At 67.4% G+C, this 20,833-nt stretch carries 19 protein-coding genes; 10 read left to right on the top strand and 9 right to left on the bottom strand.

Annotated features, from left to right (window positions below; genetic code table 11):
* The first annotated feature begins 150 nt into the window (after positions 1 to 150).
* Together galT and ABZ863_RS09720 are read left to right on the top strand one after the other, a co-directional pair.
* Positions 151 to 1,227: a galactose-1-phosphate uridylyltransferase gene (gene galT / locus ABZ863_RS09715; RefSeq protein WP_358533109.1), complete on the top strand. Its 1,077-nt coding sequence runs from the start codon at positions 151 to 153 to the stop codon at positions 1,225 to 1,227.
* 111 nt (positions 1,228 to 1,338) lie between these two features.
* Positions 1,339 to 4,227 (top strand): GH92 family glycosyl hydrolase, encoded by a 2,889-nt coding sequence (locus ABZ863_RS09720; RefSeq protein ID WP_358533112.1) that lies wholly within the window; start codon positions 1,339 to 1,341, stop codon positions 4,225 to 4,227.
* 56 nt (positions 4,228 to 4,283) lie between these two features.
* On the opposite strand, the gene ABZ863_RS09725 is transcribed toward ABZ863_RS09720, so the two are convergent.
* From ABZ863_RS09725 to ABZ863_RS09735, 3 genes are read right to left on the bottom strand one after another with little or no spacing between them, the layout of a single operon-like run.
* The gene (locus ABZ863_RS09725; protein ID WP_358533114.1) at positions 4,284 to 5,795 is read right to left on the bottom strand and encodes a tripartite tricarboxylate transporter permease; all 1,512 of its coding nucleotides are present in this window, start codon (positions 5,793 to 5,795) and stop codon (positions 4,284 to 4,286) included.
* Positions 5,796 to 6,305 (bottom strand): tripartite tricarboxylate transporter TctB family protein, encoded by a 510-nt coding sequence (locus ABZ863_RS09730; RefSeq protein WP_358533116.1) that lies wholly within the window; start codon positions 6,303 to 6,305, stop codon positions 5,796 to 5,798. It lies immediately after the preceding gene.
* A 5-nt stretch (positions 6,306 to 6,310) separates the two neighbouring features.
* Complete coding sequence (locus tag ABZ863_RS09735; protein WP_358533119.1) at positions 6,311 to 7,330, bottom strand: tripartite tricarboxylate transporter substrate binding protein; 1,020 nt, start codon at positions 7,328 to 7,330, stop codon at positions 6,311 to 6,313.
* A 115-nt stretch (positions 7,331 to 7,445) separates the two neighbouring features.
* Between ABZ863_RS09735 and tcuA the strand changes: the two genes are divergently transcribed.
* Entirely contained in the window at positions 7,446 to 8,942 is a 1,497-nt protein-coding gene (tcuA, locus tag ABZ863_RS09740; protein ID WP_358533122.1) for an FAD-dependent tricarballylate dehydrogenase TcuA, read from the top strand.
* 28 nt (positions 8,943 to 8,970) lie between these two features.
* Positions 8,971 to 9,636 carry a GntR family transcriptional regulator gene (locus ABZ863_RS09745; RefSeq protein WP_358533124.1) on the top strand — a complete coding sequence of 222 codons (666 nt, stop codon included), beginning with the start codon at positions 8,971 to 8,973 and terminating at the stop codon, positions 9,634 to 9,636.
* Between the two features lie 10 nt (positions 9,637 to 9,646).
* Here ABZ863_RS09745 and ABZ863_RS09750 read toward each other — a convergent pair whose 3' ends face one another.
* Entirely contained in the window at positions 9,647 to 10,852 is a 1,206-nt protein-coding gene (locus ABZ863_RS09750) for a hypothetical protein (protein WP_358533127.1), read from the bottom strand.
* Between the two features lie 74 nt (positions 10,853 to 10,926).
* Between ABZ863_RS09750 and ABZ863_RS09755 the strand changes: the two genes are divergently transcribed.
* The 3 genes from ABZ863_RS09755 to katG are packed head-to-tail and all read left to right on the top strand — an operon-like array spanning position 10,927 to position 14,458.
* The gene (locus tag ABZ863_RS09755) at positions 10,927 to 11,742 is read left to right on the top strand and encodes a glycosyltransferase family 2 protein (RefSeq protein WP_358533130.1); all 816 of its coding nucleotides are present in this window, start codon (positions 10,927 to 10,929) and stop codon (positions 11,740 to 11,742) included.
* Between the two features lie 32 nt (positions 11,743 to 11,774).
* Positions 11,775 to 12,206, top strand: coding sequence for a Fur family transcriptional regulator (locus tag ABZ863_RS09760; RefSeq protein ID WP_358533132.1), 432 nt, complete (start codon positions 11,775 to 11,777; stop codon positions 12,204 to 12,206).
* Positions 12,207 to 12,235: 29 nt separating this feature from the next.
* Positions 12,236 to 14,458: a catalase/peroxidase HPI gene (katG, locus tag ABZ863_RS09765; protein WP_358533135.1), complete on the top strand. Its 2,223-nt coding sequence runs from the start codon at positions 12,236 to 12,238 to the stop codon at positions 14,456 to 14,458.
* 62 nt (positions 14,459 to 14,520) lie between these two features.
* Here katG and ABZ863_RS09770 read toward each other — a convergent pair whose 3' ends face one another.
* Both ABZ863_RS09770 and ABZ863_RS09775 read right to left on the bottom strand, forming a co-directional pair.
* Positions 14,521 to 15,378 (bottom strand): mycofactocin-coupled SDR family oxidoreductase, encoded by an 858-nt coding sequence (locus tag ABZ863_RS09770; protein WP_358533138.1) that lies wholly within the window; start codon positions 15,376 to 15,378, stop codon positions 14,521 to 14,523.
* A gap of 21 nt (positions 15,379 to 15,399) precedes the next feature.
* Positions 15,400 to 16,227, bottom strand: a complete 828-nt coding sequence (locus tag ABZ863_RS09775; protein WP_358533141.1) for a mycofactocin-coupled SDR family oxidoreductase — start codon at positions 16,225 to 16,227, stop codon at positions 15,400 to 15,402.
* A 115-nt stretch (positions 16,228 to 16,342) separates the two neighbouring features.
* Here ABZ863_RS09775 and ABZ863_RS09780 point away from each other — a divergent pair, with 115 nt between their 5' ends.
* Complete coding sequence (locus ABZ863_RS09780; RefSeq protein ID WP_358533144.1) at positions 16,343 to 16,939, top strand: TetR family transcriptional regulator; 597 nt, start codon at positions 16,343 to 16,345, stop codon at positions 16,937 to 16,939.
* Positions 16,940 to 16,968: 29 nt separating this feature from the next.
* Here ABZ863_RS09780 and ABZ863_RS09785 read toward each other — a convergent pair whose 3' ends face one another.
* From ABZ863_RS09785 to ABZ863_RS09795, 3 genes are all read right to left on the bottom strand, one after another.
* Positions 16,969 to 17,334, bottom strand: coding sequence for a BlaI/MecI/CopY family transcriptional regulator (locus ABZ863_RS09785; RefSeq protein ID WP_358533146.1), 366 nt, complete (start codon positions 17,332 to 17,334; stop codon positions 16,969 to 16,971).
* A 46-nt stretch (positions 17,335 to 17,380) separates the two neighbouring features.
* Positions 17,381 to 17,746 carry a DsbA family protein gene (locus ABZ863_RS09790; protein WP_358533149.1) on the bottom strand — a complete coding sequence of 122 codons (366 nt, stop codon included), beginning with the start codon at positions 17,744 to 17,746 and terminating at the stop codon, positions 17,381 to 17,383.
* Between the two features lie 270 nt (positions 17,747 to 18,016).
* Positions 18,017 to 18,922: a M56 family metallopeptidase gene (locus tag ABZ863_RS09795; RefSeq protein ID WP_358533152.1), complete on the bottom strand. Its 906-nt coding sequence runs from the start codon at positions 18,920 to 18,922 to the stop codon at positions 18,017 to 18,019.
* A 175-nt stretch (positions 18,923 to 19,097) separates the two neighbouring features.
* Between ABZ863_RS09795 and ABZ863_RS09800 the strand changes: the two genes are divergently transcribed.
* Together ABZ863_RS09800 and ABZ863_RS09805 are read left to right on the top strand one after the other, a co-directional pair.
* Complete coding sequence (locus tag ABZ863_RS09800; RefSeq protein ID WP_358533181.1) at positions 19,098 to 19,304, top strand: SDR family NAD(P)-dependent oxidoreductase; 207 nt, start codon at positions 19,098 to 19,100, stop codon at positions 19,302 to 19,304.
* Between the two features lie 165 nt (positions 19,305 to 19,469).
* Complete coding sequence (locus ABZ863_RS09805; RefSeq protein WP_358533184.1) at positions 19,470 to 20,711, top strand: IS256 family transposase; 1,242 nt, start codon at positions 19,470 to 19,472, stop codon at positions 20,709 to 20,711.
* Positions 20,712 to 20,833: the final 122 nt, after the last annotated feature.

Below are 20,833 nucleotides of genomic sequence, written 5' to 3' on the forward strand. Positions count from 1 at the left end.
TCTCACATGATCCTGCGCCCGTTTGCCCGCTCGGCCAGCATAGTTCGGGTCTGGCATGCTGGCTGTTCGTTTTTGTTGCTTCATGATTGAATGCGGCGCGACGGGTCCGTCTCTCGTCCATCGCGCCGCAGGCCCGAGGAGCAGTGACCAGTGAAGAGAACGATCACCACGCTGGCTGACGGCCGCGAGCTGTTGTACTTCGACACCGATGATGCGGCCGTGCATCCGCAACGCGATCCGCGGACGCTGCCCTCGGTCAGTACCGCCTCGCAGCTGCGCCTTGATCCGTTGCTCGACGAGTGGGTCATGATGGCGGCGCACCGGCAGGACCGGACGTTCCAGCCGCCCGAAGAGAGCTGCCCGCTGTGTCCCTCGGGTCCTGGCAGGCAGACGGAGATCCCGTCGCCCGGCTACACGGTCGCCATTTTCGAGAACCGGTTCCCGAGTCTGTCCGCCGGCGCCGACCCCGATCCGGCAGGCAGCGGGCACTCGCTGGTTCCCGTCCGCCCGGGGCACGGCCGTTGCGAGGTCGTGTGCTTCACCAGCGATCACCACGCGCGCTTCGCCGACCTGACCACCACCCACGCTGCGCTGGTGGTCGACGCGCTGGCCGACCGCACCGCCGAGTGCTCCACACTGGACAGTGTCGAGCAGGTGTTCTGCTTCGAGAGCAGGGGAGCGGAGATCGGGGTGACGCTCGGCCATCCGCACGGGCAGATCTACGCCTACCCGTTCGTCACGCCGAGGACGCGCCGGATGCAGGAGGTGGCCCGCGCGTACCGTGACCGCACCGGTGGCGATCTGCACACCGATGTCGTGGCCGCAGAGCGAGCTGCCGGCGCGCGGCTGGTCGCCGAGACCGCGCACTGGGTGGCGTTCGTCCCCGCCGCCGCTCGCTGGCCCGTGGAGGTGCACCTGTACCCACTGCGGCGCGTGAAGACCATCCCGGAGCTCACCGCGGGGGAGCGGTGGGACTTCGCCACTCTGTACCTCGACGTGCTGCGGCGCCTCGACCGGCTCTACGACGCTCCGCTGCCCTACATCGCCGCGTGGCACCAGGGGCCGGTTCGGGACGAGGAGGATCTCGGTCACCTGCACCTGCAGCTGTTCTCGGTGCGGCGGACTGCCGACAAGCTCAAGTACCTCGCGGGTTCGGAGTCCGGGATGGGTGCGTTCGTCACCGACGCGCTGCCCGAGGACACCGCGCGGCGCCTGCGCGAGGTGTAACGCCCCATCGCGCCACCAGTCGTTGGTCTGCGCGAAAGCTGATCTTCGAACGTGGATCTCCTTCGGGTTTGATACTTGCCCGGTTCTCACCTCCTGCGGAAAGGACCGTGCATGCGCTCATCCGTCGCTCTGACCACTGCCGTGGTCGCGTTGATGTCCACGGTGTTGGTCGCGCCGTCGTCAGCGGCCTCGCGACTGTCGCCGTTCGACGCCGTCGACCAGTTCATCGGCACCGAGATGGACACGACGCAGAACAAGAGCAACGACGCCTACGGCAACACCTACCCTGGTGCGGCGGTGCCGTTCGGCATGGTGCAGCCCAGCCCCACCACGTACAAACCGGGCCCGGCCCTGGTCGGCGAGAAGGGCGGCTACGAGTACACCGCCGACCTGATCCGCGGGTTCGGAATGACGCGGTACTCGGGTTCCGGTTGCACGGGGCGCTACGGCGGGTACGAGTTCCCGGTGATCCCGTACGCGGGAGACCTGCAGGACGGCGTACTACCGGTCAACCCGTCGACCAACATCAAGGACTACTACCTGAGCTTCGACCACAGCAGAGAAGTCGCCGAGCCCGGGTACTACTCGGTCGGCCTTGACAACGGCGTGACCACCGAGCTCACCGCGAGCGCGCGCACGGGCGTGAGCAGGTTCGACTTCCCGAAGAGCGGCAGCTCGACCCTGATCCTTGACGTGTCGGGTCCCAACAACCGCACCTTCGGCAGCGAGGTGACGATCGACCCGAAGACCCGCACCGTCAGCGGCTGGATGCACGGCGTCGACGTCTGCGACAACGGCAACTACTACAAGGCCTACTTCTCGACCACCTACAGCCAGGACTTCGAGTCGTACGGCGTGTGGCGGGACGACGAGCTGACCGCCGGGGCGACGCACGTTCTGAAGAGCACCGACGATGTGGGCGTCGACTACCGGCACGACACCGGCGCCTGGATCACCTTCCGCGACGGCGCGAACGTGACGGCCAAGGCCGGGTTCAGCTTCGTCAGCGTGGACAACGCCGCCCACAACCGCAACGCCGAGGTCGGCCGGGCGAGCTTCGACAGCGTCCGTGCGCACGCGAAGTATCTGTGGAGCCAGGCGCTCGGCACGATCGACATCAAGGGCGGGACCGACGAGCAGCGCACGAAGTTCTACACGGCCATGTACCACGCGTTCCTGCATCCGAACATCCGCGATGATGTGAACGGCGAGTACCTCGGCTACGACCACAAAGTGCGCACTGTCGCAAAGGGCAGGCACTTCTACAAGAACTTCGCCGGCTCCGGCTGGGACATGTACCGAAGCCAGGCGCAGCTGATCGCGCTCACGTTCCCCCAGGTCGCCAACGACATCAACCAGTCGATCGTGCTGCTCACGGAGCAGACCGGGTCGTGGGCGCCGGGCGCAGCGCGGATGCAGGGTGACAATCTCCAGGTGATTGTGTCCACTTTGGACGACATGGGTGCGACCCGCTACGACCGGAAGGCCGCGCTCGATTCGATGGTCACCACCCAGGTGCTCCCGGCGACGACGACGAAGCGAACGGACGGCTACCAGTACTTCGCGACCGGGATGATCGAGAACCGCAAGGGTGACTTCGCGACCTCACGGGTTCTCGAGTACTCCATCGACGACTTCGCGATCGCGCAACTGGCCCAGCGCCTCGGCGACAAGAAGTCGTACGACTTCTTCATGGCACGCGCGCAGAGCTGGATGAACGTCTTCGACCCGCAGACACAGCACATCCGTCCGCGGGAGCGCACCGGCTTCGACCGGAGCTTCGACCTGCGGGTGCGCGACGACAGCAGCGGCCGCGGCCAGTTCAACCAGTCGACCGGGTACCAGTACGGCTGGCTCGTGCCGCACAACCTGTCCACCCTCATCGAGAAGCGTGGCGGCATCGAAACGTCGACGGCTGCGCTCGACGTGCTCATGGAGGACCTCGACGCCGGCGCCTACACGCAGACCGGGAACTACCTGTCCAACCAGCCGGCGTTCAGCACGCCGTGGGTCTACAACTGGCTGCGGGCACCGGAGAAGACGACCGATGTGCTCTACCGTGCGGTCGAGGAGATGTATGACACCTCCCCGTCCGGGTTGCCGGGCAACGACGACCAGGGTGCGCTGAGCTCGTGGTACGTCTTCGCGAACATCGGGGTTATCCCGACGATCTACGGCACCGGCGACCTGGTCGTCAGCGCGCCGATGTTCGACCGGATCGTCATCGATCCCGTCGGCGGCCGCCGGGACACCACGATCAACGCCCGCGGTGCCGAGAACGGCAAGCGGTACACCACGGGCCTGCGCGTCAACGGGGTCCCGCAGAGCGCGTCCTGGATCGACGCCAAGTTCGTCCGTTCCGGCGGAACACTCGACTTCCGGATGTCCGCCAACCCGGGCACGTGGGGAACGGGGGCCGACGACGTGCCGCCGTCGCACACCGATGGTGCCGATGCGCGCAACAACGTCGGTACGACCCCAGACCGCCGGGGTAACCTCGGCTCGCTGGACCTCAGTGACTGGTCCCTCTCCCGCGACAGCCTCACAGCCGCGGGAGCAAGCCCGGGTGCCGAGATTCCGTTGGGCGACACCGGGATCACGTTCAACTGGCCCGATGTCGAGCCTGGCACGCCGGACAACTGGGTCCCGCACGGTCAGCGCATCGACCTGAAGAACACCCGGGCCGGCAGCATCTCGTTCCTCGGCCTGGCGACCAACGGTCCCGCAGCTGGAACGGCGAGGGTGCTCTACACGGACGGCTCGACGCGGGAGGTCCCGGTCCAGTTCACCGACTGGGCGGGTCAGGTATCCGCGGGCAACACGGAGCTGATCACGGTGCACGGCCGTAACAACGTCAACGGTTCGGGTGGCGACGGCACCTTCCGGGTGTTCGCGACGCAGCCGGTGACGCTCGACGCGGGGAAGGTCGTCGACGCGGTCCTCCTCCCGGAGGGCAGCGATCGCGGGATGATGCACATCTTCGACGTCGCAGTCTCGTAACGCCGAAGGTCCCGCAAGCGGGCCGTGCTGCAGCCCCTGCAGCACGGCCCGTTCGTTCACCGGGCGGAATCCGCCGTCGCCGCTCGTCGTCGGCTCCTGAACCACCTCCTGGCCACTGGCGCGAGCAATGCAAGCACGACAACGATCCAGAGCACGATTGTGATCGGACCGGAGACCAGGATCGACGGGTCGCCTTCGGACAGCGTGAGCGCACGCCGCAACTGTTGCTCGGCGAGCGGGCCGAGGATGAGCCCGACAATGGCGGGCGCCACCGGTATCCCGGCCTCGCGCATGAGCAACCCGAGCAACCCCAGTGCACAGAGGACGAGCAGGTCCACCGTGGTCCCACCAGCCGCGTACGTACCGAGTGTTGCAAAGACGAGCACACCCGCGTAGATGCCGTAGGACGGGATCGTGAGCAGCTTCGCCCACAGCCTCGCCAGCGGCAGGTTGAGCACCAGCAGCATCACGTTACCGACGTAGAGGCTTGCGATGAGTGTCCACACCAGCGGACCGGACTCGCTGAACAGCTGCGGACCCGGCTGCAGTCCGTAGGACTGGAACGCGGTGAGGATCACGGCTGCAGTGGCCGAGGTCGGCAACCCAATGGTGAGCAAGGGAACCAGCACACCAGCCGCGGCCGCATTGTTGGCCGCCTCCGGTCCGGCCACACCCTCGATCGCGCCCTTGCCGAACTCCTCGGGATGTTTGGTGAAGCGCTTCTCCATGCTGTAGCTGAGAAAGGTCGGCACCTCCGCCCCGCCCGCCGGCAGGCTGCCGATGGGAAAGCCCAGTGCCGTCCCGCGCAACCACGACGGCCAGGACCGCCGAAGGTCCTCTTTGGACAGGATTGCACGCTCGCGCAGTGGTTGCACCGTGCTGTGCCCGGTTCCGGCGAGCAGGTGCTGGAACGCCTCGCTGAGGGCGAAGAGCGCGACCACCACGATCACGACGTCGATGCCATCCAGCAGCGAGTCGATGCCGAACACGAGCCTCGGCTGCCCGGTCTGCGAGTCGATGCCCACCAGGCCGACGGTCAGGCCCACGAGCAGGCTCGCGGCGCCCTTGAGCAGGCTCGGTCCGAGCAGCGCGCTGACGGTCACGAAGGACACCGCCATCAGCGCGACGTACTCGGGCGGACCGAAGCTCGTCGCGAAGCCCGACAGCGCCGGCGCGATGAACGTCAGTGCGACCGTGCCTATGGTGCCGGCGACGAAGCTGCCGATCGCGGCCGTGGCCAGTGCGGCGGCGGCCCGGCCTGCCCGCGCCATCTTGTTGCCCTCCAACGCCGAGATCATCGACGCGCTCTCACCAGGCGTGTTGAGCAGGATCGACGTCGTGGAGCCGCCGTACATTCCGCCGTAGTAGATGCCGGCGAACATGATCAACGCGCTCGCGGGATCGAGCCGAAACGTGATCGGCAGCAACATGGCTACGGTGAGCGCGGGCCCGATGCCCGGTAGCACCCCGACGGCCGTGCCGATGGTGACACCGACGAGCGCCCACAACAGGTGGCCGGGTGTGAGCGCACCGGCGAACCCGTCGAGCAGAAGTCCGAACTGGTCCATCTAGAACCCCCAGGGGCCGGTCGGCAGCGTGAGGCCGATGAGCCGGTCGAAGACCAGAAAGATGACTGCGGCGAGCGTCCAGCCGCTGGCGATCATCGGCGTGGCGCGCGGGGCGCCGAGCAGGATCGCGGCGACGGCGAACAGCGCCGCGGACGAGACCACGTAGCCCACCACGGGCAACAGCAGCGCGAATGCCACGAGCGTGGCAACCATCCCGCAGACCCGCAGCCCACCGTGTGTGGGGCGTTCCGGGCCTGCCGGAGCCTCGCCGAGCCGGGTGCGGGCCCGCACCAGCAGCCCTGCTCCGACGGCGCCCAGCAGCACCCCGATCGGCAGCGGCACCGCGGCGGGTCCCACGACGGCGGATGTCTCCGGCAAGCGCACCGCATCCACCACCACGAGCACGGCGGCCACCAGCATCAGGCCGCCGAAGACCGCTGACGCGAGCACCGTCCTGCGGTCCTCTTGCTCTCCCTCGCCGGTGTGCTCCACCGGCTTCACCTCGGTCACGCCGCTCACCCCAGTCCGATCTCGCCGAGTACCTGGGCCACCCGCTCCTGTTCGGAGCGGACGAACTCCTCGAACTCGGGGCCGGCGAGCGTCGCATCGCCCCAGCCCCTGCGTTCGAGCGCGTCCTGCCAGGCCTGCGTCCGTGTCATGTCGACGAGCAGGCTCTCCAGCGCCCGCTCCTGTTCGTCGGTGATGCCCTTCGGCGCCGCCACACCACGCCAGTTCTGCAGTTCCACGTCGAGCCCGCCCTCGCGCAGCGTGGGCACATCGGGCACGGACGGCAGGCGCTCGGGGCTGGACACCGCGAGCGCGCGGACGGTGCCCGCCTCGATCTGCGGCTGGATCTCGGAGAGCCCGGAGATCCCGATGGTCGCCCTGCCGGACAACAGCGTCGTGAGCGCCTCACCCCCGCCGGAGTGGGCGACATAGCTGACCTGGGCGGGGTCCGCGCCCACCGCCTTGGCCACCATTCCGGCGAGGATCTGCTCGACGCCGCCGGCCGAGCCGCCCGCGATCGATACCGCGGGCAGGTCCTCGCGCATCGCGGCCACGAGGTCGGCCGTGTCACGCAGTGGCGATTCGGCAGGTACGACAATCGCCTGGTAGTCGGTGGTGAGCCGCACCAGCGGGGTGGTGTCGGCGAGCGAGTGCTCGGAGCCGTTCGCCTCCACGGCGCCGACCATGATCAGGCCCATGGTGAGCAGCTGGGTCGGGTCGCCATCGAAGCGGACGAACTGGCTCAGCCCAATGGTGCCGCCCGCGCCGGCGACGTTGTAGACCTCGGTGCGGCCGACGAGCTCCCGCAGCGCGCCCTGCATCTCGCGCGAGGTCTGGTCCCAGCCACCGCCCGGCGCCGCGGGCGCCATGATCCGCAGCTGCTGCCCGCCGAGCAGCTCCTGCACGGTCGAGCCCGCGCTGGGCTCTCCCGACGGAGCGGTTGCCACGACGGCGCCTGTGGTCAGCACGGCTGCCGCCCAGGGCAGCCAGCGTGTCCAGCGCCGGGTTGGTGAGCCTCGTTGCTCCATCGCACGTCCTTCGGTCGTGGATCCGGCCGGACCGGAATCACATCTCACCGGCTCGACCCTTCTGGACACGGATGTATACAGTGGCGTGCAGTTGTTGACAAGCCTTGGAGGTTCGATGACGCAGGCCCTGCCCGATTCCGGAACCGGCGCCCAACGCGTCGACGTCGTCGTGGTCGGCGGGGGCAACGCCGGCTTCAGCGCGGCGCACGCCGCGGCCGAGCGCGGGCGGCGGGTTCTGTTGCTGGAGAAGGGAACACGCGGCCAGGCGGGGGGCAACAGCTACTACACGGCGGGTGCGGTCCGGATTGCGCACGACGGCCTCGAATCGGTCGCCGATCTGCTCGACCCGGACGACCGGCACACGATCAGTGACCTTCCCCCGTACCCGCCCGAGCAGTTCCACGCCGACATGGAAAAGGTGACGTCGGGCCGCAACGACCCTGCGCTCACCGACGTGCTCGTGTCCGAGAGCCAGGACACCATCCGCTGGCTGCACGGCAAGGGCCTGCGCTACCGGCTGATGTACGAGCGCCAGGCCTACCCCGACGAGCGGGGCCGTCAGGTGTTCTGGGGCGGGCTCGCCATCGGCAACACCGGTGGCGGCAAGGGACTGCTGGCCGACCACACCGCCGCGGCGACGGGGGCGGGTGTGGAGATCCGCTACGGCGTGCGTGCCCGCGACCTGGTGCGCGATGGCACCCGGATCGTCGGGCTGACCTGGACCGACGACGACGGGAACAGCGGCACGGTACACGCGGAGTCCGTGGTGCTGGCAGCGGGTGGTTTCGAGGCCAACCCCGAACTGCGGCACCAGCATCTGGGGGAGGGCTGGGAGCACGCGAAAGTCCGGGGCACCCCGCTCAACACCGGTGACATGCTCACCGCCGCGATCGCGGCGGGCGCGGACACCTTCGGCGACTGGAGCACATGCCACAGCGTTGCCTGGGACGCCTGGTTCGCCGACAACGAAAGCAATCGCGAGCTCACCAACCAACTGACCCGGGGCGGCTACCCGCTCGGCATCGTGGTGAACAAGCAAGGACGGCGGTTCGTCGACGAGGGCGCAGACTTCCGCAACTACACCTACGCCGAGTACGGGGCGCGGATTCTCGCCCAGCCGGACGGTGTCGCGTTCCAGCTCTTCGACGCGCAGACGCGGCACCGGCTGCGCGCCGAGGAGTACGACATGCCCGGTGTCTCGGTCGTCACCGGCGACACCCTCGACGAGCTCGCCGCCGGAACAGGCGTCGACGCCGAGACGCTCACCCGCACGGTGCTGGAGTTCAACAAGTCGATCGACACCGATGTCCCGCTCGACATCGCGGTACAGGACGGCAGGGCGGCGCGGGTCGAGCCGCCCAAATCGAACTGGGCCATCCCCCTGGACACCGCGCCGTTCTACGCGTTCCCGGTGACCTGCGGGATCACGTTCACCTTCGGCGGGCTGCGCGCCGACACCCACGGCCGGGTCCTCAATGGTGCGGGCCAACCGATTCCCGGCCTGTTCGTCTGCGGCGAGATGCTGGGCGGGCTCTTCAGCGGCAACTACCCCGGCGGCGCGGGCCTCACCTCAGGCGCCGTGTTCGGGCGGCGGGCTGGGACACTGGCCTGAGCACGCAGCGAAGGGAACGGATCGGGCGATGGCAGTGAGCGGCGCAGGCGGACGGACCGACGCGCAGGCGGTGTACACGCAGTTGCGCGCGGAGATCCTTTCTGGCGCCGTCTCGCCGGGTGATCCGCTGCGGGAGACCGCACTCGCGAGCCGGTTCGGCGTCTCCCGCACTCCGGTGCGGGAGGCGCTGCGGCGGCTCGAGCAGGACCGGCTTCTCGTGGCCGGCTCCCGCGGCATGGAGGTCCGCAGCATCGATCCGGAGGAGGTTGTGCAGATTTACGACCTGCGTGTCCTGCTCGAAGCCGAGGCGGCAGGCCAAGCGGCCTCGGCGCGCGGCACCACTGATCTGCTGCGCCTGGAAGGCCTGCTGGCCAGGGACCGCGCACTCGCCGACCCTGACGACGCCACGCGCATGCGCACTAATCTCGATTTCCATGCCGCACTGTGGCGGGCAACCCACAACCCAGTGCTCATCGACCTGCTCGAACGGCTCACCGGGCACCTCGTGCACGCGCCCCGCTCCACGCTGTCCGTCGGGAACCGGTGGACCGAGGCGCTCGACGAGCACAACGCACTGCTCGACGCCGTGCGGGACAAGGACCCGGTCCGCGCGAGAACGATCGCGGCGGACCACATGAACACGGCCCGCGCGATCCGGCTGAGCCTCCTGCGCGAGGCGGCGAGCCGGTCGTGACGCCGCGTACTCAGGGTTTGCGGCGACCTCGGGTGATCCACCAGGTGCCACCGATGATGAGCATCGCGAATACCAACAGGGCGATGCCGAAGGTGACGATCATCCAGATCCGGTCCGCGACAGGGAGTGTGCCGGCCAAGGTGACCTGAAGCGAGCCGACCGCGAACGCGATCGCGGCGGTGAAAACGGTCACCAGTTCGATCGCGCGGACCGTTGAGCCCTGGAGTGTGCGGCGGAGGTCGGCATTGCTGGTTTCCTGGTCTGCCCAGCGTTTCTGTTGCTCGGCCGACAGTTCGGCCAGGTGACGGCCTTCTTGGATCCTGTCGCGTTCCCGCAGGTACTGTTCCTGCAGCAGCTGATGGCTGCCTCGGTTCCCGATCGCGGGCAGTAGCCGGAGCGCGGTGTCGATCGTGTCGAGCGCCTTGGCGTAGTCGCGGCACATGCGTTGCCCGGTCGCGAGGCGGAAGTGAAAGATGTGATTGTCGCCGACCTCGGCGACCGCTTCGGTCGCTCGCGTGCGAAGAAGGTCACCCTGCCCCTCGAAGGGCGCTGACGCGGTGAACGCGTTCAAGCACACGTCCATGACCTGTGGCGTGCGTGCCGGAGACGTCCATGCTTTGTCCACAAGGGAGCGTGCATGCTCCGACGTGATGGTCCGGCTGCCGAAAGCCGCGAAAGCCTCGAGTGCCACGAAGAGCGGATCGGTTCGATGCTCGTCGCTGGCAAGCGCCAACAGCGACGAGTCGAGGAACAGTCGCAGATCGTCGAAGGCGAAGTTCGCCCGTAGTTTGCCGGCGTGGTAGAGCGTGGCGAAATAGGCTACGGCAGCGGAGCCGCGGTGTTCCTGAAGAATCCAGCCGCTGGCTTCGGTGAGCTCGCCGGCTGATTCGACGGTGTCCCTGGTGATGAACGCGTAGCCGAGGGCCCATTTCTGGGCGATGGCGGTGTGGTGCTCGGGCTTGGCCGAACGGGTGAGCCACTGGGCGCACCGGGCAGCGGTGTCCACTGTCGGCAGTTCGAGGAATCGCAGCCGCCAATAGCGGTCGGCGCAGATGAGGAAGGGATCGGTGGCGAAATCGGCCGAGTGGACCTGAAACGGCGGCTCCACGCCGCTCGCGATCAACTCGACCGCGGCCGCCTCGCAGATTCGGTCCAGTTCCCGTGAGCCCGTGGTGGCCGCTTGACGCAGGCTGTCCAGTAGGGCCTTCTCGTCCATGTTTCCCCTCAACATAGTGTGATTGATCCACTACTTACCACACCCGGCTGATCGGGTAGTGGTAGACACAACCGGTGTGGGTTGATGTGGTGACCGCGGTGCACGCCCCCTATGCGGCGTTTCTGCCCGCGGCCTACTCGTCGCTGCGGTCCCAGACGCATTCGCAATGGCGATGGTTGGTGCAGATCGACGGCGTCAACGACTCGGCGGTGCGCACCGCATTGGCCGTGACCGGTGCGCTGGACGACGAGCGGGTGCTGGTGGCAGGCAACCGGGCGATGGCGGGCCCGGCCATCACCCGCAACATCGCATTGGCGCGCTCCGGCGCGCCGTGCCTGCAGAACCTCGACGCCGACGACCAGCTGGAACCGGATGCCCTGCGGCTGCTGGTGTCGGCACTGCGTGAGCATCCGCCGGCGGGATTCGCCGTCGGCCACGCGCGGGATCTCCTTCCCGATGGGACGTTGCGCGAGCACCCGTTGCCGCTGGAGCCCGGAGTGCAGCCGCGGGGAGCGTTGTCGGAGACGTGGTTGACCGATCCGCGGCGGGACCGGCTTCCTGTCCATCCGGCAGGTGTGTTGTGGCGGCGCGAGCTGGTGGTCGAACTCGGGGGCTGGACAGCGCTGCTCGGCATGGAGGACACCGGTTTGCTGATGGCGGCCTCGGCGGTGGCCGACGGGGTTCTCGTGGATGCCCCGACCTTGCGATATCGCAAGCACCCCCGGCAGCTGTCAGCCCGCACGGGAAGGTCAAAATTCGCCGGGGGGGGGGCTCATATCTCGCTGGTTCGGCAACGGGTCGAGATCCTCGCCGCGGGGCCGGGTTGGCGTCCACCGGAAAGCGGTGACACGGCTCCACGTGAGCTCGACACGCCTGCGGCGCATTCTTGATTGATTCCAGAAAATAGGGCACACTCCGGAGCGTGCCAACGACCTCGGACTTCGAGCGCATGCTGCGCGGGGCCGCTCTGCGCGTGACGCGTCCTCGCCTGGCGGTGCTGTCCGCGGTGCACGACCATCCGCACGCCGACACGGACTCGATCATCGGTGTCGTGCGTGAGGATCTCGGCGACGTGTCCCACCAGGCCGTTTACGACGTGCTGCGTGCGCTGACCTTGGCGGGGCTGCTGCGGCGCATCCAGCCGCTTGGCTCCGTGGCGCGTTACGAGTCGCGGGTCGGGGACAACCACCACCATGTCGTGTGCCGGTCCTGCGGTGCCATCGCCGATGTCGACTGCGCCGTTGGCACTACGCCGTGCTTGACCGCTTCCGACGACCATGGCTTCAGGATCGACGAGGCCGAGGTCATCTACTGGGGCCTGTGCCCCGGCTGCTCCACCGCAACCAGTTCCTGAGCACACGCTCTGATCCCGGAAGGATTCCCGTGTCTGACGTTGTTGGAGAGACGAACAAGGAGACCGCAGGCGGTTGCCCGGTCTCGGCAGGTCGTTTCAAGCACCCGACCGAGGGTGGGAGCAACCGTGACTGGTGGCCGAACCAGCTCAACCTGAAGATCCTCCGCAAGCACCCTGTGGTGGCCAACCCCATGGGCGAGGACTTCGACTACGCCGCGGAGTTCAACACCCTCGACCTCGACGCGCTGGCGAAGGACGTCGACGAGGTGCTGACGACCTCGCAGGAGTGGTGGCCCGCCGACTTCGGCCACTACGGGCCGCTCATGATCCGGATGGCGTGGCACAGCGCCGGCACGTACCGCATCGATGACGGCCGCGGGGGCGCGGGCGCGGGTATGCAGCGGTTCGCTCCGCTCAACAGCTGGCCCGACAACGGCAACCTCGACAAGGCGCGCCGCCTGCTGTGGCCGGTGAAGAAGAAGTACGGCCGCAAGATCTCGTGGGCCGACCTGATGATCTTCGCAGGCAACCGTGCACTGGAGACGATGGGCTTCAAGACCTTCGGCTTCGCCGGTGGCCGGGCCGACGTCTGGGAGCCCGACGAGGACGTCTACTGGGGTCCCGAGCGCACCTGGCTCGGCGACGAGCGCTACTCCGGTGACCGGGACCTGGAGAACCCGCTGGCCGCCGTCCAAATGGGACTGATCTACGTCAACCCCGAGGGCCCGAACGGCAATCCGGACCCGCTCGCCGCGGCACGGGACATCCGCGAGACGTTCCGCCGGATGGCGATGAACGACGAGGAGACCGTCGCGCTGATCGCGGGTGGGCACACGTTCGGCAAGACCCACGGTGCCGCCGACGCGGACGAGCACGTCGGCCCCGAGCCCGAGGGCGCGTCGATCGAGGAGCAGGGCCTCGGCTGGAAGAACAGCTTCGGCAGCGGTAAGGGCCGCGACGCGATCACCAGTGGCCTCGAGGTCACCTGGACGAGCACGCCGGCGCAGTGGAGCAACGGCTTCTTCGACAACCTGTTCGGCTACGAGTGGGAGCTGACCAAGAGCCCCGCCGGTGCCAACCAGTGGGTCGCGAAGGACGGCGCAGGCGCGAACAGCATCCCGGACCCGGAGGACGGATCGCTCTCGCGTCCCCCGACGATGCTGACGACCGACCTCGCGCTGCGGTTCGACCCGGTCTACGAGCAGATCTCGCGGCGTTTCCACGAGAACCCGGAGGAGTTCGCTGACGCGTTCGCCCGTGCCTGGTTCAAGCTGACGCACCGCGACATGGGCCCGATCCAGCGTTACCTCGGCCCCCTGGTCCCGCAGGAGACGCTGATCTGGCAGGACCCCGTCCCCGCCGTGGACCACGAGTTGGTCGGCGACTCCGACATCGCCGCGCTCAAGACCCAGATCCTCGACTCGGGGCTGTCCGTGTCCCAGCTCGTCTCCACCGCGTGGGCGTCGGCATCGACGTTCCGTGGCAGCGACAAGCGTGGTGGGGCGAACGGCGCGCGCGTCCGCCTGGAGCCGCAGCGTGGGTGGGAGGTCAACGACCCCGAGACGCTGGCGCAGGTGCTGCGCACCCTGGAGGGGATCCAGGAGTCCTTCAACAGCGGTCAGACCGGTGCCAAGAAGGTCTCGCTGGCCGACCTCATCGTCCTCGGCGGGGCCGCCGCGGTCGAGAAGGCCGCCAAGGACGCCGGCTACGACGTCCAGGTGGCCTTCACCCCGGGACGCACGGACGCGTCGCAGGAGCAGACCGACGCGGAGTCCTTCGCCCCGCTCGAGCCTGCTGCCGACGGATTCCGCAACTACCGCGGTAAGGGCAACCGGCTCCCCTCGGAGTACCTCCTGATCGACCGTGCGAACCTGCTGAACCTCAGCGCGCCCGAGTTGACCGTCCTCGTGGGTGGCCTGCGTGTGCTGGGCGCGAACGCCCAGCAGTCCCCGCTTGGCGTTTTCACCTCGGCGCCGGGGACGCTGACCAACGACTTCTTCGCGAACCTGCTCGACATGGGCACGGAGTGGAAGGCGACGTCCCAGGACGCGGAGACCTTCGAGGGCTGCGACCGGCTCAGCGGCGAGGTCAAGTGGACTGGTAGCCGAGTCGACCTGGTCTTCGGCTCGAACTCCGAGCTGCGTGCGCTCGCGGAGGTCTACGCGAGCGACGACGCGAAGGAGAAGTTCGTGCGCGACTTCGTGGCCGCGTGGGACAAGGTCATGAACCTCGACCGGTTCGACATCGCCTGATCATTGATGTCCAGGTCGGCCGCTCACCGGCCGACCTGGACATGGCGACTGTCCTGAATGGATCACACCTTGACGGGATTGGCGTTGACGCCGGCCATCAGCAGGTGACCGGCGTCAACGGGGATGGTCACGCCGGTGACGTTCGCGGCGAGGTGGCTGTTGAGGTAGAGCGCGGTGTCGGCGATGGCCTGCGGGTCGAGGAAGGTCGTGCCGCGCAGGGCGCCGTAGTGGTAGCCGCCTTGGATCATGTCGGCTTCGGTGCCGCCTTCATGGCCGGCGAACATGTCCCAGGCCGCCTGGTGGTCGGTCATCGGCGTCTTGATCGCGCCGGGACTGACGGCGTTGCACCGCACGCCGAAGGGCGCCAGCTCCAGCGCGATGTTCTTCATCAGCCCGATCACGCCGTGCTTGGCGGAGACGTAGTGCGCATACTGCGCGCCCGGTTCCAGACCGTTGACCGAGGAGGTGATGACGATCGAGCCCGTCTTTCGCTCGATCATGTGCGGCGTCACGGCTTTGGCCGCCTTCCACACACCGGTCAGGTTGACCCCGATCATCTCGTCCCATTGCTGTTCGGTGAGCTCCCAGAAGTTGCCCTGGGTCCAGATCCCGGCGTTGGCGATGAGGATGTCGATCCCGCCGAAGTCGGCGATGCCGCGGGCGACGGCGTCGTCCAGTGTGGACTGATCGCGTACGTCGCCTTCGATGGCGAGGATCTTGCGGCCGAGTGCCTCGACCTGCTTGACCGTCTCGGCGTGGTCAGTCGACGTGGCCAGCCTGTAGGGCACGTCGACGACCGGTTTCATCAGGTCGACGATGATGACGTCGGCGCCTTCACGAGCGCAGGTGACGGCGTGCGCGCGACCCTGGCCGCGGGAGCCGCCGGTGATCAGGGCGACCTTGCCCTCCAACAGTGTCATGTCGGGAGATTCCTTTCGGCGTCAGAGTGCTCCGCCTGCGTCGATGACATGGGTTGTGCCGGTGACGTACTTGGCGTCGTCGGAGACCAGGTGCAGCACGGCGTTGGTGATGTCCGCGGCGTCGAGTGCGGCGACCGGCAGGCGGTTGAGAGTGCGTGCGGCTTCCTCGAAGTCGGCGCGGGTGGGGTGGTCCAGGTCGGGCCGGAACAGCTGGTAGGTGGCGTCGTTGAGGATCATGTCGGTCGCGACCGTCGTCGGGTGAATCGTGTTGACGCGGATACTGTGCGGCGCCAGTTCCTTGGCCATGACCTTCATGAGCATGACCACGCCGGCCTTGGTCGCGGAGTAGTGCGCGGTGTTCTCGTTGGCGTAGATCGCCGCCAGTGAGCTGGTGATGACGACGGCGCCGCCACGGCCGCCCTTGATGATGTGCGGGACAGAGGCTTTGAGCGACTTCCACACACCGGTCAGGTTGATGTCGATCATGTCCTGCCAGGTCTCGTCGCTCATCTCCAGCGTCGGGGCTGGGCTGGAGATGCCGGCGTTGGCCAGCACGATGTCCAGCCGCCCGAACTCGGTGACGCCCTCGGTGACGGCGTCGCCCAGTGCGAGGGAGTCACGCACGTCGGCGTCGCGAGCGATGATCCGGCGGCCGGTGGCCTCGACCAGCCGTACCGTCTCGGCGAGATCGCCGGCCGTAGCCAGCGGGTAGGGAACGCTGTCGACTTTCGCGGTGGTATCGACCGCGATGATGTCGGCGCCTTCCTGAGCGAGCCGTATCGCGTGGCTGCGGCCCTGGCCGCGTGCCGCTCCGGTGATGAACGCGACCTTGCCATCCACTTTGCCCATGACCATCTCCGTGTCCACTCTGACTACGGTTGCCACCGCAACGTTATGGCACACTGTGCCATAAGTCGAGGGCGCGCGATGCATTCGCTGCGGGACCGCGTGGGACGATGTGGGGGTGTCTGGTTCCGAGGGGGCGCGCGTGGAGGTCGATCGCGGCGGTCGCCCGGCGCTGACGAGTGCGCACGAACTCGCCGAGGTCGCGCAGAATCTGTTCCTGGAGCTGGGTTTCGACCAGACCTCGGTGGACGACATCGCCGCGGCGGCGGGTGTCAGCCGTCGCACGTTCTTCCGTTACTTTTCCACGAAGGCCGACGTGCTCTGGGTGGAGTCGGCGGCCGAGATCGGACGCTTCCAGGACCTGCTCGCGGCCGCGCCGCCGGACGAGCCCTACGACGAGGTGCTCTGCCGTGCGGCGCCAGAGGCGCTGCATCATCCGCCCGAGCAGCGGACATGGGCGCTGCACCGGGCGCAGCTGATCCTGAGCGTGCCTGCGGTGCAGGAGAAGGCCGCCGTGCGGCACGCCGAATGGCGGCGAATCGCCACGGAGTTCGTGGCCGTGCGGCGGGGTTCCACGGCGGACGATCTGGTGGCGATCGCGGCGGGGCATGCAGTACTCGCGGCGACGCTGGGTGCGCATGAATATTGGCTGGCGCATCCGGAGGAGGAACTGCGGGAGATCATGTCCCGTATGTTGCGGTTACTGCTCCCGTGACCGGAATGAGTCGGACGTGCCCTGATCCGTCAGCGTCGGGGGATTCGTTTCCTGCGCAACGCGGTGCGCAGCAGGTCGGTCTCCTCATCGGACACCGAGGCGACGAAGTGCATCAGCACGGCCTTGGGGTCCGCTGACGAGTCGAGGACCTCGCGCAGCGCCCGCGCGGATGCCTCCTCGCGGCTGTAGGACGGCTGATAGTAGTAGGCCTTGCCGTGTTGTTCGCGGGCCGTCCAGCCCTTGCGGTGCAGATTGTCCAGCACGGTCATCACGGTGGTGTACGCGAGTGTTTTGCCCGTGTTGAGACGTTCGAGTACATCGCGCACCTTGATCGGTTCGTCCACGTCCCACAACACGTTCATTACCGCGGTTTCCAGCTCGCCGAGACCATGCATGACGCCTCCTTCGCGGACATGGTACGCGCCGGTCCGGTGTCGCCGGTCACCCGGCGAGCGCCTCGTTGATCTGCGCACGGATTCCGTCATACGAGAGCTGACCGGCAAGGGGAGCGCCGTTGAGGAAGAACGTGGGGGTTCCCCTGACGCCGAGTTCGATGCCGTCGTCGCGGTCCTTCCGAACGCGCGCGAGCGTTGCCGGCTCGTCGAGGTCGCGTTCGAACCTCGTCATGTCGAGGCCCAGCGTGCGTGCGAAGCCGAGGAAGGTGTCGCGGTGGTCCACCTGCTGGTCACCCCACTGCGGCTGCGTTTCGTACATCATGCGGTACATGGCTTCGAGCTTTCCCTGTTTCGCCGCCGCCTCCACCGCGCAGCCGTTCGACGTAAGGAAACACCGCGCCGCATGCCTCACATTCGAAGTCGAGGAACTCCACGAACGTCACCTTGCCGTCGGGCGCGGTCGAGAGTCGGTGACTGTCCGGGCGCACAACTGGGACGGACGCGTTCGCGGCGTTGGCGCTGGAGTCGGTTGTATCGTTTTGCGGTGCGGGTCCGCGGTTCCAGGCGAGCAGACCTGCTACGACGGCCGCGACTACGCCGGCCAGTATCAGTGAGATTCTGGTGTTTCTTCTCATTGCTCGCGCGGTCTACTAGCTTGGCTAGTAGACCGGGACGGCGCCTCTCACCAGGCGGGCAACGGACAGACGGTGCAGGCGAGAGCCGCGAACAACGCTGCCGCCGTCAGGAAGGGAAGGCAGAGCCCGCCTGCCACCGCGAGACCGCAGGACGAGGCCTGGCGGCCTCGTCCGGGAGACCGGTTCCCCCGCAGTAGCCGCTCCAGCCGCACGTTGACGGCATCCGCGGCCATACCCAACGCCGTTCCGGGAACATCATGACCGGCGACATTGCACAGTGCGGAGTGGACGGTGCCGGCGCCGAACCGGCGTACCGCCGCGGCGTCCGCGGCCAGTTCCACGAGTTCGCGCAGCGCGCGCGGAGCCTGGGCGAACAGCGGGATCACCGGAAAGGCCGTGCGCAACGAGTCGGCGGTGCCCACCAGCAGGTGGTGCCGGCCACGCAGGTGAGCGTATTCGTGTTCGAGCACAGCGTTCACCTGCGCGGGCGGCAGCGCACGAGCCAGGCCGTCGGTTGCGACGACGAGCCCTCGCCTGCCACCGATGCTGAACGCCAGTGGTCGCTGGTAGGCGAGCCAGACAGTGCTCGGTGTCGCGGGCAGCAGTCGCCCGACCAGCCGCAACGTGCTCTGGTGCTGCCGGGCCGTCCGGCCGAGGTCCCGGAGCTGGCGCAGGCCCACGACCAGCAGGCGCAGAGCCACGGCAGCGCCGATGGCGAGCGCCGGCGGGCCGATCCACTCCTCGACTCGGGGCGTTGATCCGTGCTGGATCGCCGACCAGCAGTCCAGCACCATCTTCATCACGTACCCAGCGGGTGCGTGGTCAGGAAGAAGGAGCAGCACGAGTCCGGCCGCGGCAGCGAGGAGGACGCCGGCCATGGACACGAGCCACCCCACGATGAGCGGCACCGGATCGTGACGGCGGACGTCGAAGCGGCGCAAGACGCGTGGCAATAGCCAACCGCAGAGTAGAGCACTCACCAGTAGAGCTACCGCGATCGCCATCGTCACTCCTCGAGGAGTCGCCCGGGACACCGCACACCCTACGGCGCGTCGCGAGCGCGGTGCCGAACCGCCGGGGTTCAGCCGCACGTCCGCTGGTGCGCGGGATGGTTACACCGGCACTCGCATACTCGGCAAATCGCTGGCCGAACGGGTGCCAATCCCCGGCGTCGCGCTGTACGCGATGAACAAATCGGCGCTGGTCGGCTTGACCAAGGGGCCCGCACGGGAACTCGACGAGTGGGGCATCACCGTGAACCTTGTGCATCCGGGGAAACCTCCGCCGCAGCTGTCGCCAAAACTTATCGAACATGTGTTCTGCATATCTGTTTGAGTGCAGTCGGCCTGGTAGATGGGGCTCACGAGGGTGGGGGGACTGTGTCGCGAGCGGTGTTTTCGGCCCGACACGCTGGGCTGAGGTCCGGCGAGATGGGCACGGAGAGTGATGGACTCTGACGCCGTGAGCGCGGAGAAGAAGACCAAGAAATCCGGGCGGCAGCTGTCGCCGGAGCAGGCCGTCGCGGCGGCGATGGTGGCCGAGGCCAAGCAACGCGGGCTGGCGCTGACCGGGCCGGACGGCTTGTTGAAGCTGTTCACCAAGAAGGTGCTGGAAACGGCTCTGAACGAGGAAATGACCGAGCATCTCGGACACGAGAAGAATCAGGCCGAGCCGGGTCGGGATTCCAGCAACGTGCGGAACGGTACACGACCAAAAACGGTGATCTCGGATGCGGCAGGCGAGGTGGAGATCGATGTTCCTCGTGATCGGGAATCCTCTTTTGAGCCAAAAATTGTGAAGAAGCGGCAGCGTCGGTTGACCGATGTTGACGAGATCGTGCTGTCGTTGTACGCGAAGGGGCTCACTACCGGCGAGATTTCTGCGCACTTCGCGGAGATTTATGGGGCCTCGGTGAGCAAGGAGACCATTTCGCGGATCACCGATAAGGTGATTGGTGAGATGGAGGAATGGCGCAGCCGGCCCTTAGACGCAGTGTACGCCGCGGTGTTCGTCGATGCGATCGTGGTCAAGGTCCGCGACGGTCAGGTGGCCAACCGTCCGTTCTATGCCGCGATCGGCGTCACAGTGGACGGTCGCCGGGACGTCCTCGGGTTGTGGGCTGGCACCGGCGGCGAGGGCGCCAAATTCTGGATGAGCGTCCTCGTCGACCTGAAAAACCGAGGCGTGAAGGACGTGTTCTTCCTGGTCTGCGACGGGCTGAAAGGGCTACCGGAGGTGATCGAGCAAGTGTGGCCGCAAACCATTGTTCAGACATGCGTAATTCATTTGATCCGGAACTCCTTCCGCCTCACTTCCCGGAAACACGTCGACGCGCTCAAACGTGACCTGAAAGCCATGTATGAGGCACCCAATCCGGACGCCGCAGCCGTCGCATTGGAAGAGCTGGACGAGAAATGGGGACAGAAATACCCGGCCCTGGTGCGCCTGCGGCGCAACGCCTGGACCGAATTTGTTCCGTTTCTCGATTACGATGTCGAGATTAGGAGGATGATTTGCTCGACCAATGCCATTGAGTCGTTGAACGCCCGCTACCGGCGCGCGGTACGGGCACGCGGGCATTTCCCCACAGAGCAAGCAGCGATGAAATGCCTGTACCTTGTGACCCGCAGCCTCGATCCCACCGGGACCGGGGCAGCACGATGGCTGATGCGCTGGAAGCCGATTCTCAACGCGTTCGCCATCACATTCGGTGATCGCTGGCCGGTCACCGAGACCTACTAATCAAGAACGCCGAAACACCGTTTGCGGGGCTCTGGCGCACTTCCGGTGGTGGTTATCCGAGGAGGATGCGGTGGCGCAGGAGAGCGAAGCCGGCTCTTCCGTACATCTGCCGCTTGAGCAGC

Origin of the sequence: Saccharomonospora sp. NPDC046836, assembly GCF_040645195.1 — a bacterium.
GTDB lineage: Bacteria > Actinomycetota > Actinomycetes > Mycobacteriales > Pseudonocardiaceae > Prauserella_A.

Bases quoted from the DNA above. Each gene is read 5' to 3' on its own strand.
- ABZ863_RS09720 (WP_358533112.1), top strand. From the start codon at position 1,339: ATGCGCTCATCCGTCGCTCTGACCACTGCCGTGGTCGCGTTGATGTCC.
- ABZ863_RS09725 (WP_358533114.1), bottom strand. From the start codon at position 5,795: ATGGACCAGTTCGGACTTCTGCTCGACGGGTTCGCCGGTGCGCTCACA.
- ABZ863_RS09735 (WP_358533119.1), bottom strand. From the start codon at position 7,330: ATGGAGCAACGAGGCTCACCAACCCGGCGCTGGACACGCTGGCTGCCC.
- tcuA (WP_358533122.1), top strand. From the start codon at position 7,446: ATGACGCAGGCCCTGCCCGATTCCGGAACCGGCGCCCAACGCGTCGAC.
- ABZ863_RS09745 (WP_358533124.1), top strand. From the start codon at position 8,971: ATGGCAGTGAGCGGCGCAGGCGGACGGACCGACGCGCAGGCGGTGTAC.
- ABZ863_RS09750 (WP_358533127.1), bottom strand. From the start codon at position 10,852: ATGGACGAGAAGGCCCTACTGGACAGCCTGCGTCAAGCGGCCACCACG.
- ABZ863_RS09770 (WP_358533138.1), bottom strand. From the start codon at position 15,378: ATGACACTGTTGGAGGGCAAGGTCGCCCTGATCACCGGCGGCTCCCGC.
- ABZ863_RS09775 (WP_358533141.1), bottom strand. From the start codon at position 16,227: ATGGGCAAAGTGGATGGCAAGGTCGCGTTCATCACCGGAGCGGCACGC.
- ABZ863_RS09785 (WP_358533146.1), bottom strand. From the start codon at position 17,334: ATGCATGGTCTCGGCGAGCTGGAAACCGCGGTAATGAACGTGTTGTGG.